This is a genomic window from Coprococcus sp. AF102-57, assembly GCF_027686195.1.
Classification (GTDB): domain Bacteria; phylum Bacillota; class Clostridia; order Lachnospirales; family Lachnospiraceae; genus Allocoprococcus; species Allocoprococcus comes.
On the sequence record NZ_JAQCSY010000011.1, the window covers coordinates 40,250 to 57,609 of the forward strand.

Genomic DNA, 17,360 nt, shown 5'->3' on the forward strand with positions numbered 1-17,360 from the left:
CGCATGTTTGTGCAAAAAGTCTCTTTCTCATTTAGTTCACATGAAGAATTTTGGTAAGAGTCACCGCCCTGGCTCCAGGTCCGATATGGCATGCCACACTCAACGACAGTGGATCCATCCGGATTTCAAACTCCGGAAATGCTTCATGAAGCTCATCCAGCCATTCCTGTGCCTCCTTGCGGTCTCCTGTGTAAGCTGCATCCAGATACAGATCTTTTTTTCCATCACAATCTCCGAATTCTGAAGTACGAATCTCATTAATTGTCTTGATCATCGTCTTCTTTGCACTCTTCCATCCTCTTGACTTCGCAAACGCATCCAGCTTTTCTCCTTTAAGACGGAGAACTGGCTTCAGGTTCAGAACCGTTCCAATCGCTGCAGCTGCCGGTGTAAGTCTGCCGCCTTTCTTCAGGTATTTTAAAGTATCTACTGTAATATAGATATCACTGTCCCACTGGATCGCTTCTAACAGTTCTTTAATTTCTGCCGCGCTCTTTCCAGCATCTGCAAGCTTTTTCGCCTCTTCCACCGATCTTCGCTGCGTAACAGAAATCCGGTGATTATTTACGACCTGTACTTTTCCATCATAGTCCTGGGAAAGCATGATTGCAGTCTCACATGAACTGCTAAGACCGGCTGACATCGGAATATGTACAACCTCATCATATTCCTCCAGCGCCTTGTCCCACATATCCATTACATCTCCGGGAGCCGGTTGAGAAGTCTTAATATCTGCATCTCCTGCCAGTTTTTCATAAAACTCCTCCTGCGTGAGTGTGATATCCTCGTAAAACAACTCCTCATTGATATAGAATGGCATCGGAAGTACGTAAATTCCCATCTTCTTTCCTTCTGCCTGTGTAATTCCACTGTTACTATCTGTTACAATCGCAACTTTCCCCATGCTCTCTTTACCTCTTTCTAATTTTTAAAACTATGTATCGGTGCAGGAATTCTTCCCTTTCGATTCACAAATGCACTGCAGTCAAATTCATTGACCGGCATGATCGGCGCATATCCCAAAAGGCCACCAAACTCTGCCATATCTCCAACATCCTTTCCAACTACAGGTATCACACGAACCGCCGTTGTCTTCTGATTGACCATTCCGATCGCCATCTCATCCGCAATGATCCCGGAAATCGTAGTAGCTTTCGTCTTACCCGGAATAGCGATCATATCAAGTCCTACCGAGCAGACGCAAGTCATCGCCTCCAGCTTTTCTATACAAAGAGATCCGGCATTGACTGCATCGATCATTCCTTTATCCTCACTGACCGGAATAAAAGCTCCGCTTAAACCTCCTACATAGGAAGACGCCATAACGCCACCTTTTTTCACCTGATCGTTCAGCATAGCAAGTGCTGCTGTTGTTCCTGGTGCACCAACTCTCTCAAGTCCGATTTCTTCCAGAATCTCCGCTACTGAATCGCCAACAGCCGGTGTCGGTGCAAGTGACAGGTCAATGATTCCGAACGGAATACCAAGCCTTTTGGAAGCTTCTCCGGCTACAAGCTGGCCAACCCTTGTCACCTTAAATGCGGTCTTCTTGATCGTATCACAAAGTTCCTGAAAGCCCTCGCCACGACATTTTTCAATCGCTCTTTTTACAACACCAGGTCCGCTGACACCGACATTGATCACGGCATCTCCTTCGGTAACACCTAAAAAAGCCCCTGCCATAAACGGATTATCATCCGGTGCATTACATAAAACTACAAATTTTGCACAGCCAATCGAATCCTTGTCCTTTGTCGCCTCTGCTGTCTCTTTTACAATCTCGCCGCAAAGACGGACTGCATCCATATCAATACCAGTCTTTGTCGAACCTACATTGACCGAACTGCACACACGCTCTGTCTTTGCCATTGCCATCGGAATGGAACGGATCAGGAGTTCATCGCTCTTTGTCATTCCCTTGGATACGATTGCAGAGTATCCTCCGATAAAGTTTACACCGACTTCCTTTGCTGCTTTATCCAGTGTCTCTGCGATCGTCACAAAATCCTCTGTTTTTTTGCAGGCTGAACCGCCAACAAGTGCAACCGGTGTAATGGAAATCCGCTTATTAACGATCGGAATTCCAAATTCACTTTCGATCTTCTCTCCTGTCGATACAAGATCCTTTGCAAGTGTTGTGATTTTTTTATATATCTTTTCATTCAGTCTGTCCAGATCTGAGTCAATACAGTCCATCAGACTGATACCCAATGTGATTGTTCTTACATCCAGATTTTCTTCTTCGATCATCTGGTTTGTTTCTACTACTTCGTAAAAATTAATCATAGCGGTTCTCCTTACACTCTGTGCATTTTTTCAAAAATCTCTTCTCTCTGACAATGAATATTGACACCGATCTGTAAGCCGATATCACGAAGTTCTACCGCTACGATATCCAGTTCTTTTTTTGAATTTTCCACATCTGCAACCGCCATCATATTAAAATACCCATCCACGATCGCCTGGGAAATATTTAAAATATTGATATTGGTCTCTGCCAGGTATGTACATACTTTTGCAATAATTCCTACCGAATCTTTACCGACTACTGTAATAATGCATTTCTTCATTCTGCCTGTCCTCCTGAATCCAATCCTGCATACTTTCTTTTTCTAAACCTCGATCACTGCAGACACCTGATCCCTTTTTGCAACTGCGATTGGTATCTCATCCCCCTTATACGGGTTCTGCCCCAAAGTGACCTCCAGCTTGACAGTCTCATACGCAAGTTCTTCGTAATTATTCTCCTTGCTCAAATGCCCCAGCAATACACTCTGCAAGTTATTGTGTAGTATATCACAAAGAAGCCGTCCTGACAATTCATTTGATAAATGTCCTCTGTCCCCAAGAACTCTCTGCTTCAGGTAATACGGATAAGGACCGACTTCCAGCATATGTATATCATGGTTAGATTCCAGAAGGACCGCATTTAAATCCTTCAGGTTCTCTACCGTATATTCATCGTATTTTCCAAGATCCGTTGCTACCGCGATCTTCTTTCCATCCTGCTCAAAGCGGTAGCCGCTCGGTTCATTTGCATCATGGGAAATAGCAAATGGATGCACATCAATATCTCCCAGCTTAAATTCTTTATCTACCTGGATTTCATGGTAAAGTCCTTCCGGCATTTTCCCGAGATTTTTATAATCACGGATTCCCCGAATCGTTCCCGGTGTTCCATAGATCGGGATCTCATATTTTCTGCTGAATACACCAAGTCCCTGAATATGATCTGCATGTTCATGGGTGATCAGGATTCCATCCAGCTCTTTCCCTTTTATTTCAAGTTCCTTTAAGCCTTCCTCAATTCGTTTTTTGCTGATTCCTGTATCTACAAGCAGATGCGTTCGATCGCTCCCCACATAAATACAGTTTCCGCTGCTGCCACTGGCAATGCTGCATAATCTCATCTTGTTTCTTCTCCCTGTTCTTAGCCTCTTCCCAGTGCCAAGTCTATCTGTTTTTCCGTTTCTTCAAAGGTTCCGCCGTTTTCGATCACAAGATCCGAAACCGCTGTAAATGTCTCTTCCGACGGCTGATTTGCAAACACCGCATACATTTTTTCATCTGAATATCCGCGTGAACTTCTCAGTCTCTCCATCCTGATCTCCTGTGGCACATGAATATACCAGATCTCATCCAACATCTCACGATATACCGGTTCCGTAAGGAGTGCGGCTTCCAGAATAAAAAGCTCTTTTCCCTCTTCCTGCGCCTTCTGCATTTCCTCCCGGATCTTTTCATTGACCGCCGGATGCACGATCGCATTAAGCTTTTGCAGTTTCTCTGGCTGATCAAACACAATTCTGCCAAGAATTTTCCGATCAATCGTTCCGTCAGGATTTAAAATTTCTTTTCCAAACGTCTCCACGACCTTCTGATAACATTTTTCTCCCGGAAGCTGTACCTGATGTGCCACCAGATCTGACTGGCAGATCACCGCACCGCACACTACACTTAAAAAGTCGAGTACTTTGCTCTTCCCGGAACCAATACCTCCTGTTATTCCTATTTTTCTCATATCTGTTTCCTTCTATTTTGCCTCATACCAATTTTTTCCACTATGCATGTCAATTTCAAGCGGAACGGAAAGATCTGCCGCATGCATCATGCCTTCTTTCAGGATCTCCCGCACTTCCTCTTCCTCTTCCTTCCATGTCTCGATCAGAAGTTCGTCGTGTACCTGCAGAACCAGCCTGGATTTCATGTTTCTCATGCGAAGCTCTTTGTCCACAGCGATCATTGCGATTTTCATGATATCTGCAGCCGTTCCCTGGATCGGAGAATTCATTGCCACACGTTCCCCGAATTGTCTCTGCATAAAATTGCTGGAAGACAGCTCCGGAACCGGTCTTCTTCTGCCAAATAAGGTCACAACATATCCCTGTTCTTTTGCATGAGCAACTGCATCATCCAGAAATTTCTTGATGCCCGGATAGGTTTCAAAATAACGGTCAATATATTCGGCCGCTTCTTTTCTCGTAATACTTAAATCCTGGCTCAGTCCAAAAGAACTGATCCCATAGACAATACCAAAGTTGACTGCTTTTGCATTTCGCCTCTGCAGATCGGTCACTTCATCAAACGGAGTATGAAACACCTGAGAAGCTGTGATCCGGTGAATGTCCTTTGCCTCCCGGTATGCTTCGATCAGTGCTGCATCTCCGGAGCAATGTGCCAGCACACGCAGTTCTATCTGCGAATAATCAGCATCTACAAACACATATCCCTCTTCCGGCACAAATACTTTACGGATCAGCCGTCCAAGTTCTACCCTCGCCGGGATATTCTGCAGGTTTGGCTCTGTACTGCTGATACGTCCGGTCGCTGTGACTGTCTGGTTGAATTTTCCATGGATCCGGTGATCATCTTCATGAATAAATACGGCAAGCCCATCTGCATAAGTCGATTTCAGCTTGGCAAGCTGACGATATTCCAGGATTTTTGCCACGATTGGATAATCCGGTGCCAGCTTATCCAGTACGTCTGCTGCCGTCGAATATCCTGTTTTCGTCTTCTTTCCATTTGGAAGGGACAGATGTTCAAAAAGGACCACGCCCAGCTGCTTTGGTGAATTGATATTAAATTCTTCCCCGGCAAGCTCATAAATTTCCTTTTCCAGCTGTACGATTTTTCCGCCAAGCTGTTCTCCATAGCTTTTCAGTTCTTCTGCTTCTACACGCACCCCATTCTGTTCCATGTGGAACAGAGTAAATACAAGCGGCATCTCTATTTCTGTAAAAAGCTTCCACATTTCCTCTTTTTTCAGCTTTTCTTCCAAAACTTCCGATGACGCAAATGCAGCATAGGCTTCATAACAGACCATTTTTTCCAGTTCTGTCTTCGGATCGATCATCAATCCAAGATGCTCCTGTGCCACATCTTCAAATCCATAATCATTTTTCAACGGATTCAGGAGGTAAGCTGCTACAATACTGTCAAAGCACTTCTCCTCTGCTGCTCCTTCTAATCCTTTCAGATAAGGCAGGGATGACTTCAGATCAAACACCACAAACCGTCCGGCATGCTTTGCCACATGTACAAGTGCCTCCAGAAGTTCCTCCATGCTGTATCCATTTCCTGCCGGAATACAGTAGATCTTCTCTTTTCCAAACGAAATTCCAATTCCACCTATCTCAGCATTTCCTGCAAACAGCGGAAGTACATTTCTGGTGTCTTTGTAAAGAACAGCTCCCACTGTCTGCGCTTTTTCTGCCTCCGCAAAGATTTTCTGAATTTCTTCTTTTCCCACAGCGATCACAAATGCATCTTCAATCGAATTCTCACTCTGCACATCAAAACGATTCAGCAGATTCTTGAACTGCAGTCTCTGGAAATAGACATAAGCTTCCTCTGTATAAAGATTTCCAAGCTTCGCCGCTTCCAGTTCATAAGCAAAATCCGCGTCTACATCAATTGTCGCCAGCACCTTACTCATTTGTGCCTGATCCCAGTATTCCACCAGATTTTTCGATGCTCTCGGCGGCTTCAGTTCGGATGCATGCTTGTAGGCATTTTCAATAGATCCGTATTCTACAATAATCTTGGTCGCCGTCTTTTCTCCGACTCCAGGCACCCCTGGGATATTATCTGAAGTATCTCCCATCAATGCTTTCACATCGATAAATTCTGTCGGTGTCACCTGGTATTTTTCTTTTACGTCCACTGCATAATAATTCTCGATCTCAGTTCCGGTCCGTTTTGTCTTCGGAATCCGGATCTCAACATGGTCTGTAGCAAGCTGGAGAAGATCTCTGTCTCCGGAAATAATGACCACTTCCATCCCCATTCGCTCGCATCTTTTGGACAGCGTTCCAAGAAGGTCATCTGCCTCCAGCCCTTCCTGCTCGATCGTCCGGATTCCCATAGCATGCAGAACTTCCTTCATCAACGGTACCTGCTGTCTGAGTTCTTCTGCCATCGGCTTTCTCGTCCCCTTATACGCCTCAAACATCTTATGGCGGAAAGTCGGCGCATGCACATCAAATGCAACGGTCAGATACTCCGGCTTTTCCTCCTCCAGAATCTTGAACATAATATTTAAGAATCCATATATTGCATTCGTATGGAGTCCTTCCGCATTTGTCAGATCCGGAAGTCCGAAAAACGCCCTGTTCAGAATACTGTGTCCGTCTATCAATACGATTTTGCTCATAATCAACTGCCTCTCTGTAAGTCTCATCACTTACTTCTATCTTTTCTATCTATTCGTTCAAATATACAACATCTCATTATGACATTTTTTTTTGATATTTTCAATACATGAAGGGGTAAAAAAGATCCTCATCAAAATTACAGATACACGAAATGTGCCACAATAATTGTGTATATACGAAAAAATACATCACGAATCCTCGCAATGTACTTCTCATATCTTTTATTCAATTCCAGTTAATTATCAACTGCCGGCAGCGGGACTTGAACCCGCACGCGGTCACCCGCAACAGATTTTGAGTCTGCCTCGTCTGCCATTCCGACATGCCGGCATAAAATTCATGTTTTTTAATCACGAACCGAAAATAATCATATCATACTTATCTTCGGTTCGCAAGTATTTTTTCAAAATAAACTATTTGAAATTATTTTCCGAGCTTATCCGCTTCTTCCGTATTCTTCTTAAGTTCCTCATAAACCGGGAAGCAGTCGAAAGTTGCAAAGTAATCCATCGGAGTCTCTGCTCTGCGGATCAGCTGTGTACCTCCGTCCTCTTTCAGAAGAACTTCTGCGGAACGAAGACGTCCGTTGTAATTATATCCCATAGAGAATCCATGTGCTCCGGTATCATGGATCACAAGCAGATCTCCCATGTCAATCTTCGGAAGCTGACGGTCAATTGCAAATTTATCATTATTCTCGCACAGAGAACCAGTCACATCGTAAGTATGATCGCATGGTTCATTTTCTTTTCCCATGACAGTGATGTGATGGTAGGCACCATACATAGCCGGACGCATCAGGTTTGCAGCACATGCATCTACACCGATGTACTCTTTGTGCGTATGCTTTTCATGAATTGCTTTTGTCACAAGGCATCCATAAGGTCCAAGCATAAAACGGCCAAGCTCTGTGTAAATCGCCACATCGCCCATTCCAGCCGGAACAAGAACCTCTTCGTACACTTTTTTTACACCTTCACCGATCACCTTGATATCGTTCGGTTCCTGATCCGGTTTGTAAGGGATTCCCACACCACCGGAAAGGTTGATGAACTTGATATGTACACCGGTCTCCTTCTGAAGCTTAACTGCTACTTCAAACAAAGTACGTGCAAGTGTCGGATAATATTCATTAGTTACAGTATTACTTGCAAGGAATGCATGGATACCGAACTCTTTTGCGCCTTTGGACTTCAGGATCTTGAATGCCTCAAAAATCTGTTCAGTTGTCATACCGTATTTGGCATCTCCCGGATTATCCATAATACTGTTGGAAATTTTGAAAAGTCCACCCGGATTATAACGGCAGCTGATTGTCTCCGGAATCTTTCCGATCGTCTTTTCCAGAAAATCAATGTGTGTGATATCGTCCAGGTTGATGATCGCGCCGAGCTTATCAGCAAGTGCAAATTCCTCTGCCGGTGTATCATTGGAAGAAAACATAATATTTTCTCCAACCTGTCCGACAGACTCAGACATTAAAAGCTCTGTATAGGAAGAGCAGTCACATCCACATCCATATTCTTTTAAAATATTGAGGATATATGGGTTTGGAGTCGCCTTTACTGCAAAATATTCTTTATATCCTTTGTTCCATGCAAATGCTTCTTTGAGTGCCTTTACATTTTCTCGGATCCCTTTCTCATCATAAAGATGAAACGGAGTCGGATATTCTTTTACGATTTCATCTAACTGTGTCTTTGTTACGAATGGTTCTTTTTTCATCCTGTTCATCTCTCTTTCGTTTAGTCGATGGTTGCAATACGCATCATATTACTTACAGAACCCTTTTCACGCTGTACGCTCGGTGAAGGAATACCAGCTGTCAGGACCACAATATCTCCACTGTCCACGCATTTCTTTGCCTGTGCAAGATCAATTGCCCCACTGCAGATATCATCTGTTGTATGGAATTCCAGAGACTTCAATCCTCTTACGCCCCAGTAGATCGACATCCGGCGAAGGGTACGTTCGTTCGGTGTAATTCCAAGAATTTCCTGTCTCGGGCGAAGGTTGGATACAACCCTTGTTGTTGCACCAGATACAGATGGAGTGATGATGCATCTTGCATTCAGGTTCGCTGCCGCAAGAACAGAAGCATATCCGATCGCACTGGACACACCTGATTTCAGATGATCGCCGGCTTTAACAAGAATAGAATCATAATCCAGATGTTCCTCTGTCGTCTCTACAATATGAACCATCATCTGGAGTGCTTCCAGAGGATATTTTCCCTGTGCTGTTTCTCCGGAAAGCATAACTGCATCTGTTCCATCGTATACCGCATTGGCAACGTCCGTCACTTCCGCTCTTGTCGGACGCGGATTACGCATCATAGAATCCAGCATCTGTGTTGCAGTGATAACCGTCTTAAAGTTGTCATTACATTTCTGGATAATCATTTTCTGGAGATGTGGCACTTCCTCTGCCGGGATCTCTACACCAAGATCTCCACGTGCCACCATAATACCATCAGCCGCACGGATGATCTCATCAATATTCTCGATACCTTCTGCGTTCTCTACCTTTGCAATGATCGGAATATACGGAGCGCCGAGTTCTTTTAAGTATGCCTTGATCTCAAGTACACACTCTGCATTTCTTACAAATGATGCTGCGATAAAGTCAATATCCTGCTCTACACCGAAACGGATATCATCCTTATCTTTTTCTGTAATAGCCGGAAGACGAATGGCTACGTTCGGTACGTTAACACCTTTTCTTTCGCCAAGTTCTCCGCCATTTACTACAGAACAGACAATCTCTGTCTCTGTCTTGCTCTCTACACGAAGTCCGATCAGACCATCGTCAATCAGAATGGTGCAGCCTTTATAAATATCCTGTACCAGTCCCTTATATGTGATAGATACTCTCTTATTATCTCCTATGATATCTTCTGTTGTCAGAGTGAAGGTTTCTCCTTCTTTTAAAGTAATTTTCTTTCCGTCTTTCAGAATTCCTGTACGGATTTCCGGTCCCTTTGTATCTAGAAGGATTGCTGTGTTTGCATGTTCCTCTTCACGAAGTTCTTTGAGCATATCCATTCTGAATTTCTGTTCTTCATGATCACCATGTGAGAAATTGAAACGTGCCACATTCATTCCATTCTGGATCAGCTTTCTCATCATTTCTCTGTCGTTGGTGTTTGGTCCCATTGTACAAACAATCTTGGTTTTTTTCATTGTTTCCTCCTCTTTTAATTCAATTTGATTCTATGGTAGAACTCTACTTCACATGTTCGTGTGTGAAAAGATGTTCCTGGCAATATTCATAATTCCCGTTACACTTTGAGCAATAACGGAACTCCAGTGTCGGATCGTCAAGTTCAGTACGTCCGCACACTGCACATCTGTGCTTTGCACCTCCTGCATATTGATTCTGCGGACGGCTTATCTGCTTCTGAAATTTCTTTCTGCGGGCAGCCTGTTTCGGACTGTGTCCACGCAGATTCCGGTTGCAGAAAAAGAAAATAATAAAATTCAAAAGGGATGCGATGATCACGATCCGTATAATCAGACCACCCTGCACTGCGTCTACCGCAAGCAGAACCACATCCAGAATTGCAAGCCACTTCATCTTGATCGGGATAATGCCGTAAAGCAAAAGCTGATAATCCGGCATGATAGATGCACATGCAAGGAAAATGGACATATTGATATAGTAAGTGCTGTAAAGGCTTCCAAATCCGGTAATGCCTCCGATCAGTCCATTCACAATAAAAGCTCCAATAACCGTAAATAATATCCCTGAAAAAATGTAAACATTGTAACGAAATGCCCCCCAGTAGCTTTCCAGCGTATTACCAAGGGAATAGTATAACAGCATCATAAAGATAACAAAAATAATATTGTCATTCGGCGGGATGATCACCCAGCTTAGAAGTCGCCACACCTGCCCTTTCAGAATCAGTGCCGGTTCCAGTGTAAAATAGTTAAGAAGCTGTGGCATCGTAAAACTCAAAAGATATCCGATCGCATAGCCTGCAAGCAGATACATCGTAAGATTTCTAATTGCATAGCGCCCAAATCTGCGCTCCATTTTATCTAACCAGTTCTTCATTCAAACTCTCCTTTCACGTATGTTATTTTATCGTCTGCTTTTTACTTTGTCAATTCCATTCCACCTCTTTACTCTCTTTTCACATAATTTACATCTTTTGTTCACTCCCAGGCACTTTTTTCTACAACCCCATACACAACTTCTGTTTGTATTTTCGATGGTTCTGTCGTATAATGTAAGATACTGTAGTTCTCTGCGAACTACATTTAATAGGTAAAAACACAGACAAATTTTTAAATTGTAATAAGGAGTAGTTAAATCATGAATCAGACAGAATTACATACCCTGGGGATTGACATCGGTTCTACAACTGTTAAAATCGCAGTTCTGGACAGTAATAATGATGTTCTGTTTTCTGATTACGAGCGTCACTTCGCCAATATTCAGGAAACCCTTTCTGATCTGCTTGGCCGTGCTATCTACAAGCTCGGTCAGATCAAGGTATCTCCAATGATTACCGGATCAGGTGGTCTTACTCTGGCAAAGCACCTTGATGTACCTTTTGTCCAGGAGGTTGTTGCCGTTTCCACCGCTCTTCAGGATTATGCACCACAGACCGATGTAGCGATCGAGCTGGGCGGCGAAGATGCCAAGATCATCTATTTTGAAAATGGAAATATTGAGCAACGTATGAACGGAATCTGCGCCGGAGGTACCGGATCTTTCATCGATCAAATGGCGTCCCTTCTCCAGACAGATGCAACCGGTCTGAACGAATATGCCAAAAATTACAAAGCACTTTATACGATTGCAGCTCGCTGTGGCGTATTTGCCAAGACAGATATCCAGCCGCTGATCAATGACGGTGCTACCAAAGAAGACCTGTCTGCTTCTATTTTCCAGGCAGTCGTCAACCAGACCATCAGTGGTCTTGCCTGCGGAAAACCAATCCGCGGACATGTTGCTTTCCTCGGTGGACCGCTTCATTTCCTCTCTGAACTGAGAGAAGCGTTTATCCGTACTCTCAAGCTGGATGACGAACACATTATCGCACCAAAGTATTCCCATCTTTTTGCAGCCGTCGGCTCTGCGCTGAACTCTAAAAAGGATGTAGTCACCTCTCTTGGTGAGATGCAGAAAAAGCTGGATGCCCATATTGAAATGGACTTTGAAGTTGAGCGTATGCAGCCACTCTTTTCCAGTGAAGCAGATTACAATGAATTTAAGAACCGCCATGCAAAGCATCAGGTGCCGGTTGGTGATCTTGCCAGCTACCGCGGTAATGCCTACCTTGGAATCGATGCCGGTTCTACCACCACGAAAGCCGCTCTGGTCGGAGAAGACGGTACTCTTTTGTACTCCTTCTACCATGGCAATGACGGTGATCCTCTTGGTACGACCATCGGTGCGATCAAGGATATTTACAGCCAGCTTCCGGAAGGCGTACAGATCGTTCACTCCTGCTCAACCGGTTACGGAGAAGCGCTCATTAAAGCCGCACTTCTTCTGGATGAAGGCGAAGTTGAAACCGTATCTCACTATTACGCCGCTTCTTTCTTCGAACCGGATGTAGACTGTATCCTCGATATCGGTGGTCAGGATATGAAGTGTATCAAGATCAAGAATCAGACTGTAGACAGCGTACAGCTCAACGAAGCATGTTCTTCCGGATGCGGTTCCTTTATCGAGACTTTTGCCAAATCCCTGAACTACACCGTAGAGGATTTTGCACATGAAGCACTTTTTGCGAAACATCCGATTGACCTCGGTACCCGTTGTACCGTATTTATGAACTCAAAGGTAAAACAGGCGCAAAAAGAAGGTGCTGAAGTATCCGATATTTCAGCCGGACTTGCTTATTCGGTTATCAAAAATGCTCTTTTCAAGGTTATCAAGGTATCCGATGCATCTGAGCTTGGTAAAAAAATTGTTGTACAGGGTGGTACATTCTACAATGATGCCGTACTCAGAAGCTTTGAGACCATCGCCGGATGTCAGGCAATCCGTCCGGATATTGCAGGAATCATGGGTGCTTTTGGGGCTGCACTGATTGCAAGAGAACGCTATGGTTTCAAAGAATGCAAAAATACAACTATGCTTTCCATTGATGAAATCAATGAACTTACCTATACAACCTCAATGGCAAAATGTAACGGCTGTACCAACAACTGTCGTCTGACCATCAACAGATTCAGTGGAGGACGTCGTTTTATTTCCGGAAACCGTTGCGAGCGCGGTCTTGGAAAAGAGAAAGCAAAGAGTGATGTGCCAAACCTTTTCGCTTATAAAAATGAACGTTATTTTGGTTACACGCCATTAGATCCATCCGAAGCAAAACGTGGAACGGTTGGTATTCCAAGAGTTCTCAACATGTATGAGAACTATCCGTTCTGGTTTACTTTCTTCACAAAACTGGGATATCATGTGTTACTCTCTCCTGCTTCTACACATAAGATTTATGAACTTGGTATTGAATCTATTCCGAGCGAATCCGAGTGTTATCCGGCAAAGCTGGCGCACGGACATGTACAGTGGCTGATCAACCAGGGTGCAGACTTTATCTTCTACCCTTGTATACCATACGAACGTGGTGAATTTGCCGATGCCGACAATCATTATAACTGCCCGATCGTCACCTCATACGCGGAGAACATCAAGAATAATATGGATCCGATCGTACACGGTGAAGTGGATTTCATGAATCCATTCCTCGCCCTCACAAGCGAAGAGACAATCACAGACGGACTGGTCCGTGAATTTACTTCTGCAAAGAATCTTCCGGCAGAAGAAATCAAAAATGCCGCTCATGCTGCATGGGAAGAGCTTGCCACATGCCGTCAGGACATCCGCAAAAAAGGTGAAGAAACTCTCGCTTACATGGAAAAGACAGGAACCCGCGGCATCGTGCTTGCCGGTCGTCCATACCATTACGATCCGGAGGTCAACCACGGTATCCCGGAGATGATCACCTCCTACGGACTTGCCGTTCTGACGGAAGATTCCATCTCCCATCTGAATCCGGTAGAACGACCGCTGATCGTTATGGATCAGTGGATGTATCATTCGCGACTGTACGCAGCAGCCAATTTTGTAAAGACAAGAGATGATCTGGATCTGATCCAGCTGAACTCTTTCGGATGCGGTCTTGATGCCGTAACAACCGATGCTGTTGCAGATATTCTGACCGGTTCCGACAAGATTTATACTTCTCTCAAAATTGATGAGGTTAATAACCTGGGTGCTGCACGTATCCGTATCCGTTCTCTGCTCGCAGCCATCCGTGTCCGCGAGCAGAAGCATATGGAGCGCACCATTCGTCCGGCAAATATCGAAAAAATTCCTTTTACAAAGGAAATGAAAGAAACCTATACCATTTTGTGTCCACAGATGTCACCGATCCATTTTTCACTGATTGAGCCAGCCTTCCAGGAAGCAGGCTACAAACTGGAAGTACTGAAAAATGATAACAAGCATGCAGTTGACATGGGTCTTAAATATGTAAACAATGACGCCTGCTACCCATCTCTGATGGTAGTTGGACAGATCATGGAGGCTATCCTTTCCGGCAAATATGACACCGACCACCTGGCTGTCATTATTTCGCAGACCGGTGGCGGATGCCGTGCTTCCAACTATATCGGATTTATCCGCCGTGCTCTAAAAAAAGCCGGTTACGGACATATCCCTGTTATTTCAATCAACTTAAGCGGGCTTGAAAGCAATCCTGGATTCAAGATCACCCTTCCACTTGTACTGAAAGGTGTGTATGGTCTGATATTTGGTGATCTCTTCATGCGCTGCCTGTACCGTGTCCGCCCATATGAAGCTGTTCCAGGCTCTGCCAATACCATGCATAAGAAATGGGAAAAGACAGTTATCGAATTTATCAAGAAAGGTTATCCAAGCAGACACGAGTTTAAGCGTCTCTGCCGCCAGATCGTAGAAGATTTTGATTCTCTTCCATTAAAAGATGTCAAAAAGCCACGTGTCGGAGTTGTCGGAGAAATCCTTGTTAAATTCCTTCCAGCTGCCAATAACTACCTGGTAGATCTTCTTGAACAGGAAGGTGCCGAAGCCGTGGTTCCGGATCTGACCGACTTCCTGCTCTACTGCTTCTACAATACAAACTTTAAAGCAGAACATCTCGGCATGAAGAAATCAACCGCCCGCAAGGGTAATCTCGGAATCAAGGCTCTGGAATGGTTCCGCAAGCCTGCCGTCGATGCATTAAAAGCAAGTAAACGCTTCGATCCACCATCACATATTGAACACCTGGCTTCGATGGCAAAAGAAATTGTTTCTCTTGGAAACCAGACCGGTGAAGGATGGTTCCTTACCGGAGAAATGCTGGAGCTGATCCACAGCGGTGCACCAAACATTGTCTGCACACAGCCTTTCGCCTGTCTGCCAAACCACGTAGTCGGAAAAGGTGTTATTAAAGAACTGCGCCGCCGTCATCCGGAATCCAACATCGTTGCAATCGATTATGATCCGGGAGCAAGCGAAGTAAACCAGCTGAACCGCATCAAACTGATGCTTTCGACTGCGCAGAAGAAGATGTAGAATTTTAGGATATGTAAAATATATTTGGTTGCAATAAGACGACCAGAGGAAACAAAGTACTCCCTCACATTCAGTTGCACTAACCACTTCGTTCAAGCCTCTTAAGGCAGGAATCGTGTTCAGCAAAGGCTTCCACGATTCCTGAGTCTTGAACTCCGTAGTGCAAATTCATGTGAGGGAGTACTTTGTTTCCTCTGGTCTGTATATTGGTAACTTTGTTTTACATATGCGAAAGTTTTTTGGGTGGTGAGGACTAGGATTTAGGGAATTGCAGTCGGAAGGGAAGATTAGTGTAATATCTTTCTTTACAGTTTTTTCTCTCCGAATTCAGCACCGTCATTTTTACCAGTACAGTTAAACGGTCGATTTTACAAAAGAAAGTCCGCCAATTCACTTTTTGTGCAATGTAGATGAGACTCAGGAAGCGTGGAAGCCTTTGCTGAACACGCTTCCCGCCCTAAGAGGCTCATCGGAATGGTTTGCACAATGGAATTGGAGGACTTTCTTTTGTAAAATCGACCACACAACCTTTATTTAAAAAAACGGCGGACTCCCTTTCGGGAAAGTCCACTGTTTTCTCACATATATTAAGCTTCTTCGACTTCTACTTTTTCGCCAAGAATTTTATCAATACTTACCAGTTTTACGCTGAGTACGAATACCTGTGCTGCAACTTCCAGTTCTTCTGGTGTCGGGAAGGACGGTGCAATTCGGATATTGCTGTCTTTTGGATCCTTTCCGTATGGGAAGGTTGCTCCCGCTTTTGTCATGATCAATCCGGCTTCTTTTGCTTTGGCTACGATTGCTTTGGCACATCCATCCAACGCATCGAAGGAAATGAAGTATCCTCCTCGCGGTGCTATCCAGGAACCAATCTCAAGTCCGCCAAGCTCACTTTCCAGTACACTTAATACGGTGTCAAATTTCGGTCTTAAGATATCTGCATGTTTCTTCATATGCTGAACCATTCCATGGATATCACCGAAGAAACGCGCATGTCTGAGCTGGTTTAATTTATCATGACCGATGGTCTGTACGGACATCATCTTGCGGATTTCCGCAAGGTTTTCATCGGATGCTGCAATTGCTGCAATACCAGAACCCGGGAAGCTGATCTTGGAAGTAGAACCGAATTTGTAAACCATGTTCGGATGTCCTTCTTTTTTACATTCCATCAAAATCTCGATCAGATAATCCTGTTTATCCTCATACAAATGATGGATTCCATATGCATTATCCCAGAAAATACGGAAATCTTCTGCCGCTGGATTTAATTTCGCAAAACGGTGTACGGTTTCATCAGAATAAGTGATTCCCTGTGGGTTAGAATATTTCGGTACACACCAGATACCTTTTACAGCCGGATCATTCTCCACATACTGCTCTACCAGATCCATATCCGGTCCATCCGACGTCATTGGAATATTGATCATCTCAATTCCAAAATGTTCGGTGATTGCAAAATGTCTGTCATATCCAGGTACCGGGCACAGGAATTTTATCTTGTCAAGCTTTGCCCAAGGGGTGCTTCCCATGATACCATGTGTCATCGCTCTTGCAACAGTATCATACATTACGTTCAGGCTGGAGTTACCAAAGATGATAATATTATCCTTCGGTACTTCCATCATATCAGAAAGAAGCTGTTTTGCTTCTTTGATTCCATCGATCACTCCATAGTTACGGCAATCTACTCCTTCTTCGCAGACAAGATCTGATGTGCTCTTAAGTACATCCATCATCCCCATAGAAAGATCAAGCTGTGCTTTGGACGGTTTACCTCTGGACATATCCAGTTTCAGACCTTTTCCTTTAACATCTTCAAATTCTTTTTCCAGTCTGCTCTTTAATTCAAGCAGTTCTTCTCTACTCATATCTCTATATGCAGTCATCTTGAAAACCTCCCATAATCATCAACTAATCATTGTGTGTTTCTTGCCGTACTTTATACTTCCGAAATCTGCCATCTGCAGTTTCTTTCAGCTGTTTTGACAACATCAAAACTCACTACAAGTAGTAAGTATATAGGAAAAATGATTTTTCGTCAACTAATTCTTGCATATAAATATGATATATCGTGATTTTTGTTGATTTAAATGTGTTTTTTTGAATTTTTGTTTTTCATTTCATGCATTTTTCCAT

At 43.9% G+C, this 17,360-nt stretch carries 11 protein-coding genes and 1 tRNA gene; 1 reads left to right on the top strand and 11 read right to left on the bottom strand.

From position 1 onward, the window contains the following. Window positions 1–31: 31 nt before the first annotated feature. The 10 genes from PGZ10_RS08755 to PGZ10_RS08800 form a co-directional block, all read right to left on the bottom strand. Window positions 32–904: a DegV family protein gene (locus PGZ10_RS08755; protein WP_008372222.1), complete on the bottom strand. Its 873-nt coding sequence runs from the start codon at window positions 902–904 to the stop codon at window positions 32–34. Between the two features lie 17 nt (window positions 905–921). After that, a complete protein-coding gene (locus tag PGZ10_RS08760) occupies window positions 922–2,286 on the bottom strand; it encodes a PFL family protein (protein ID WP_117556696.1) in 1,365 nt (454 codons plus the stop codon). Between the two features lie 11 nt (window positions 2,287–2,297). Beyond that, window positions 2,298–2,570, bottom strand: a complete 273-nt coding sequence (locus PGZ10_RS08765) for an ACT domain-containing protein (protein ID WP_117556694.1) — start codon at window positions 2,568–2,570, stop codon at window positions 2,298–2,300. A gap of 42 nt (window positions 2,571–2,612) precedes the next feature. After that, window positions 2,613–3,410 (bottom strand): MBL fold metallo-hydrolase, encoded by a 798-nt coding sequence (locus tag PGZ10_RS08770; RefSeq protein WP_173685373.1) that lies wholly within the window; start codon window positions 3,408–3,410, stop codon window positions 2,613–2,615. A 20-nt stretch (window positions 3,411–3,430) separates the two neighbouring features. Beyond that, entirely contained in the window at window positions 3,431–4,021 is a 591-nt protein-coding gene (gene coaE, locus PGZ10_RS08775) for a dephospho-CoA kinase (RefSeq protein ID WP_008372230.1), read from the bottom strand. A 12-nt stretch (window positions 4,022–4,033) separates the two neighbouring features. Continuing rightward, on the bottom strand, window positions 4,034–6,658 hold the full coding sequence (polA, locus tag PGZ10_RS08780; protein ID WP_270541198.1) for a DNA polymerase I: 2,625 nt from the start codon (window positions 6,656–6,658) through the stop codon (window positions 4,034–4,036). A gap of 245 nt (window positions 6,659–6,903) precedes the next feature. Next, a tRNA-Leu gene (locus PGZ10_RS08785) sits at window positions 6,904–6,986 on the bottom strand. Window positions 6,987–7,079: 93 nt separating this feature from the next. Next, window positions 7,080–8,381: a diaminopimelate decarboxylase gene (locus PGZ10_RS08790; RefSeq protein ID WP_270541161.1), complete on the bottom strand. Its 1,302-nt coding sequence runs from the start codon at window positions 8,379–8,381 to the stop codon at window positions 7,080–7,082. Between the two features lie 20 nt (window positions 8,382–8,401). Continuing rightward, a complete protein-coding gene (pyk, locus tag PGZ10_RS08795; protein WP_270541164.1) occupies window positions 8,402–9,838 on the bottom strand; it encodes a pyruvate kinase in 1,437 nt (478 codons plus the stop codon). A gap of 43 nt (window positions 9,839–9,881) precedes the next feature. Continuing rightward, window positions 9,882–10,715, bottom strand: coding sequence for a hypothetical protein (locus PGZ10_RS08800; protein ID WP_173825095.1), 834 nt, complete (start codon window positions 10,713–10,715; stop codon window positions 9,882–9,884). Window positions 10,716–10,976: 261 nt separating this feature from the next. On the opposite strand from PGZ10_RS08800, the gene PGZ10_RS08805 reads away from it, so the two are divergent. Further along, entirely contained in the window at window positions 10,977–15,218 is a 4,242-nt protein-coding gene (locus PGZ10_RS08805) for a 2-hydroxyacyl-CoA dehydratase (RefSeq protein ID WP_270541166.1), read from the top strand. 587 nt (window positions 15,219–15,805) lie between these two features. On the opposite strand, the gene PGZ10_RS08810 is transcribed toward PGZ10_RS08805, so the two are convergent. After that, the gene (locus PGZ10_RS08810; RefSeq protein ID WP_055248298.1) at window positions 15,806–17,110 is read right to left on the bottom strand and encodes an aminotransferase; all 1,305 of its coding nucleotides are present in this window, start codon (window positions 17,108–17,110) and stop codon (window positions 15,806–15,808) included. Window positions 17,111–17,360: the final 250 nt, after the last annotated feature.

Bases quoted from the DNA above. Each gene is read 5' to 3' on its own strand.
- PGZ10_RS08810 (WP_055248298.1), bottom strand. From the start codon at position 17,110: ATGACTGCATATAGAGATATGAGTAGAGAAGAACTGCTTGAATTAAAG.
- coaE (WP_008372230.1), bottom strand. From the start codon at position 4,021: ATGAGAAAAATAGGAATAACAGGAGGTATTGGTTCCGGGAAGAGCAAA.
- PGZ10_RS08760 (WP_117556696.1), bottom strand. From the start codon at position 2,286: ATGATTAATTTTTACGAAGTAGTAGAAACAAACCAGATGATCGAAGAA.
- pyk (WP_270541164.1), bottom strand. From the start codon at position 9,838: ATGAAAAAAACCAAGATTGTTTGTACAATGGGACCAAACACCAACGAC.
- PGZ10_RS08765 (WP_117556694.1), bottom strand. From the start codon at position 2,570: ATGAAGAAATGCATTATTACAGTAGTCGGTAAAGATTCGGTAGGAATT.
- PGZ10_RS08770 (WP_173685373.1), bottom strand. From the start codon at position 3,410: ATGAGATTATGCAGCATTGCCAGTGGCAGCAGCGGAAACTGTATTTAT.
- PGZ10_RS08755 (WP_008372222.1), bottom strand. From the start codon at position 904: ATGGGGAAAGTTGCGATTGTAACAGATAGTAACAGTGGAATTACACAG.
- PGZ10_RS08800 (WP_173825095.1), bottom strand. From the start codon at position 10,715: ATGAAGAACTGGTTAGATAAAATGGAGCGCAGATTTGGGCGCTATGCA.
- PGZ10_RS08805 (WP_270541166.1), top strand. From the start codon at position 10,977: ATGAATCAGACAGAATTACATACCCTGGGGATTGACATCGGTTCTACA.
- PGZ10_RS08790 (WP_270541161.1), bottom strand. From the start codon at position 8,381: ATGAAAAAAGAACCATTCGTAACAAAGACACAGTTAGATGAAATCGTA.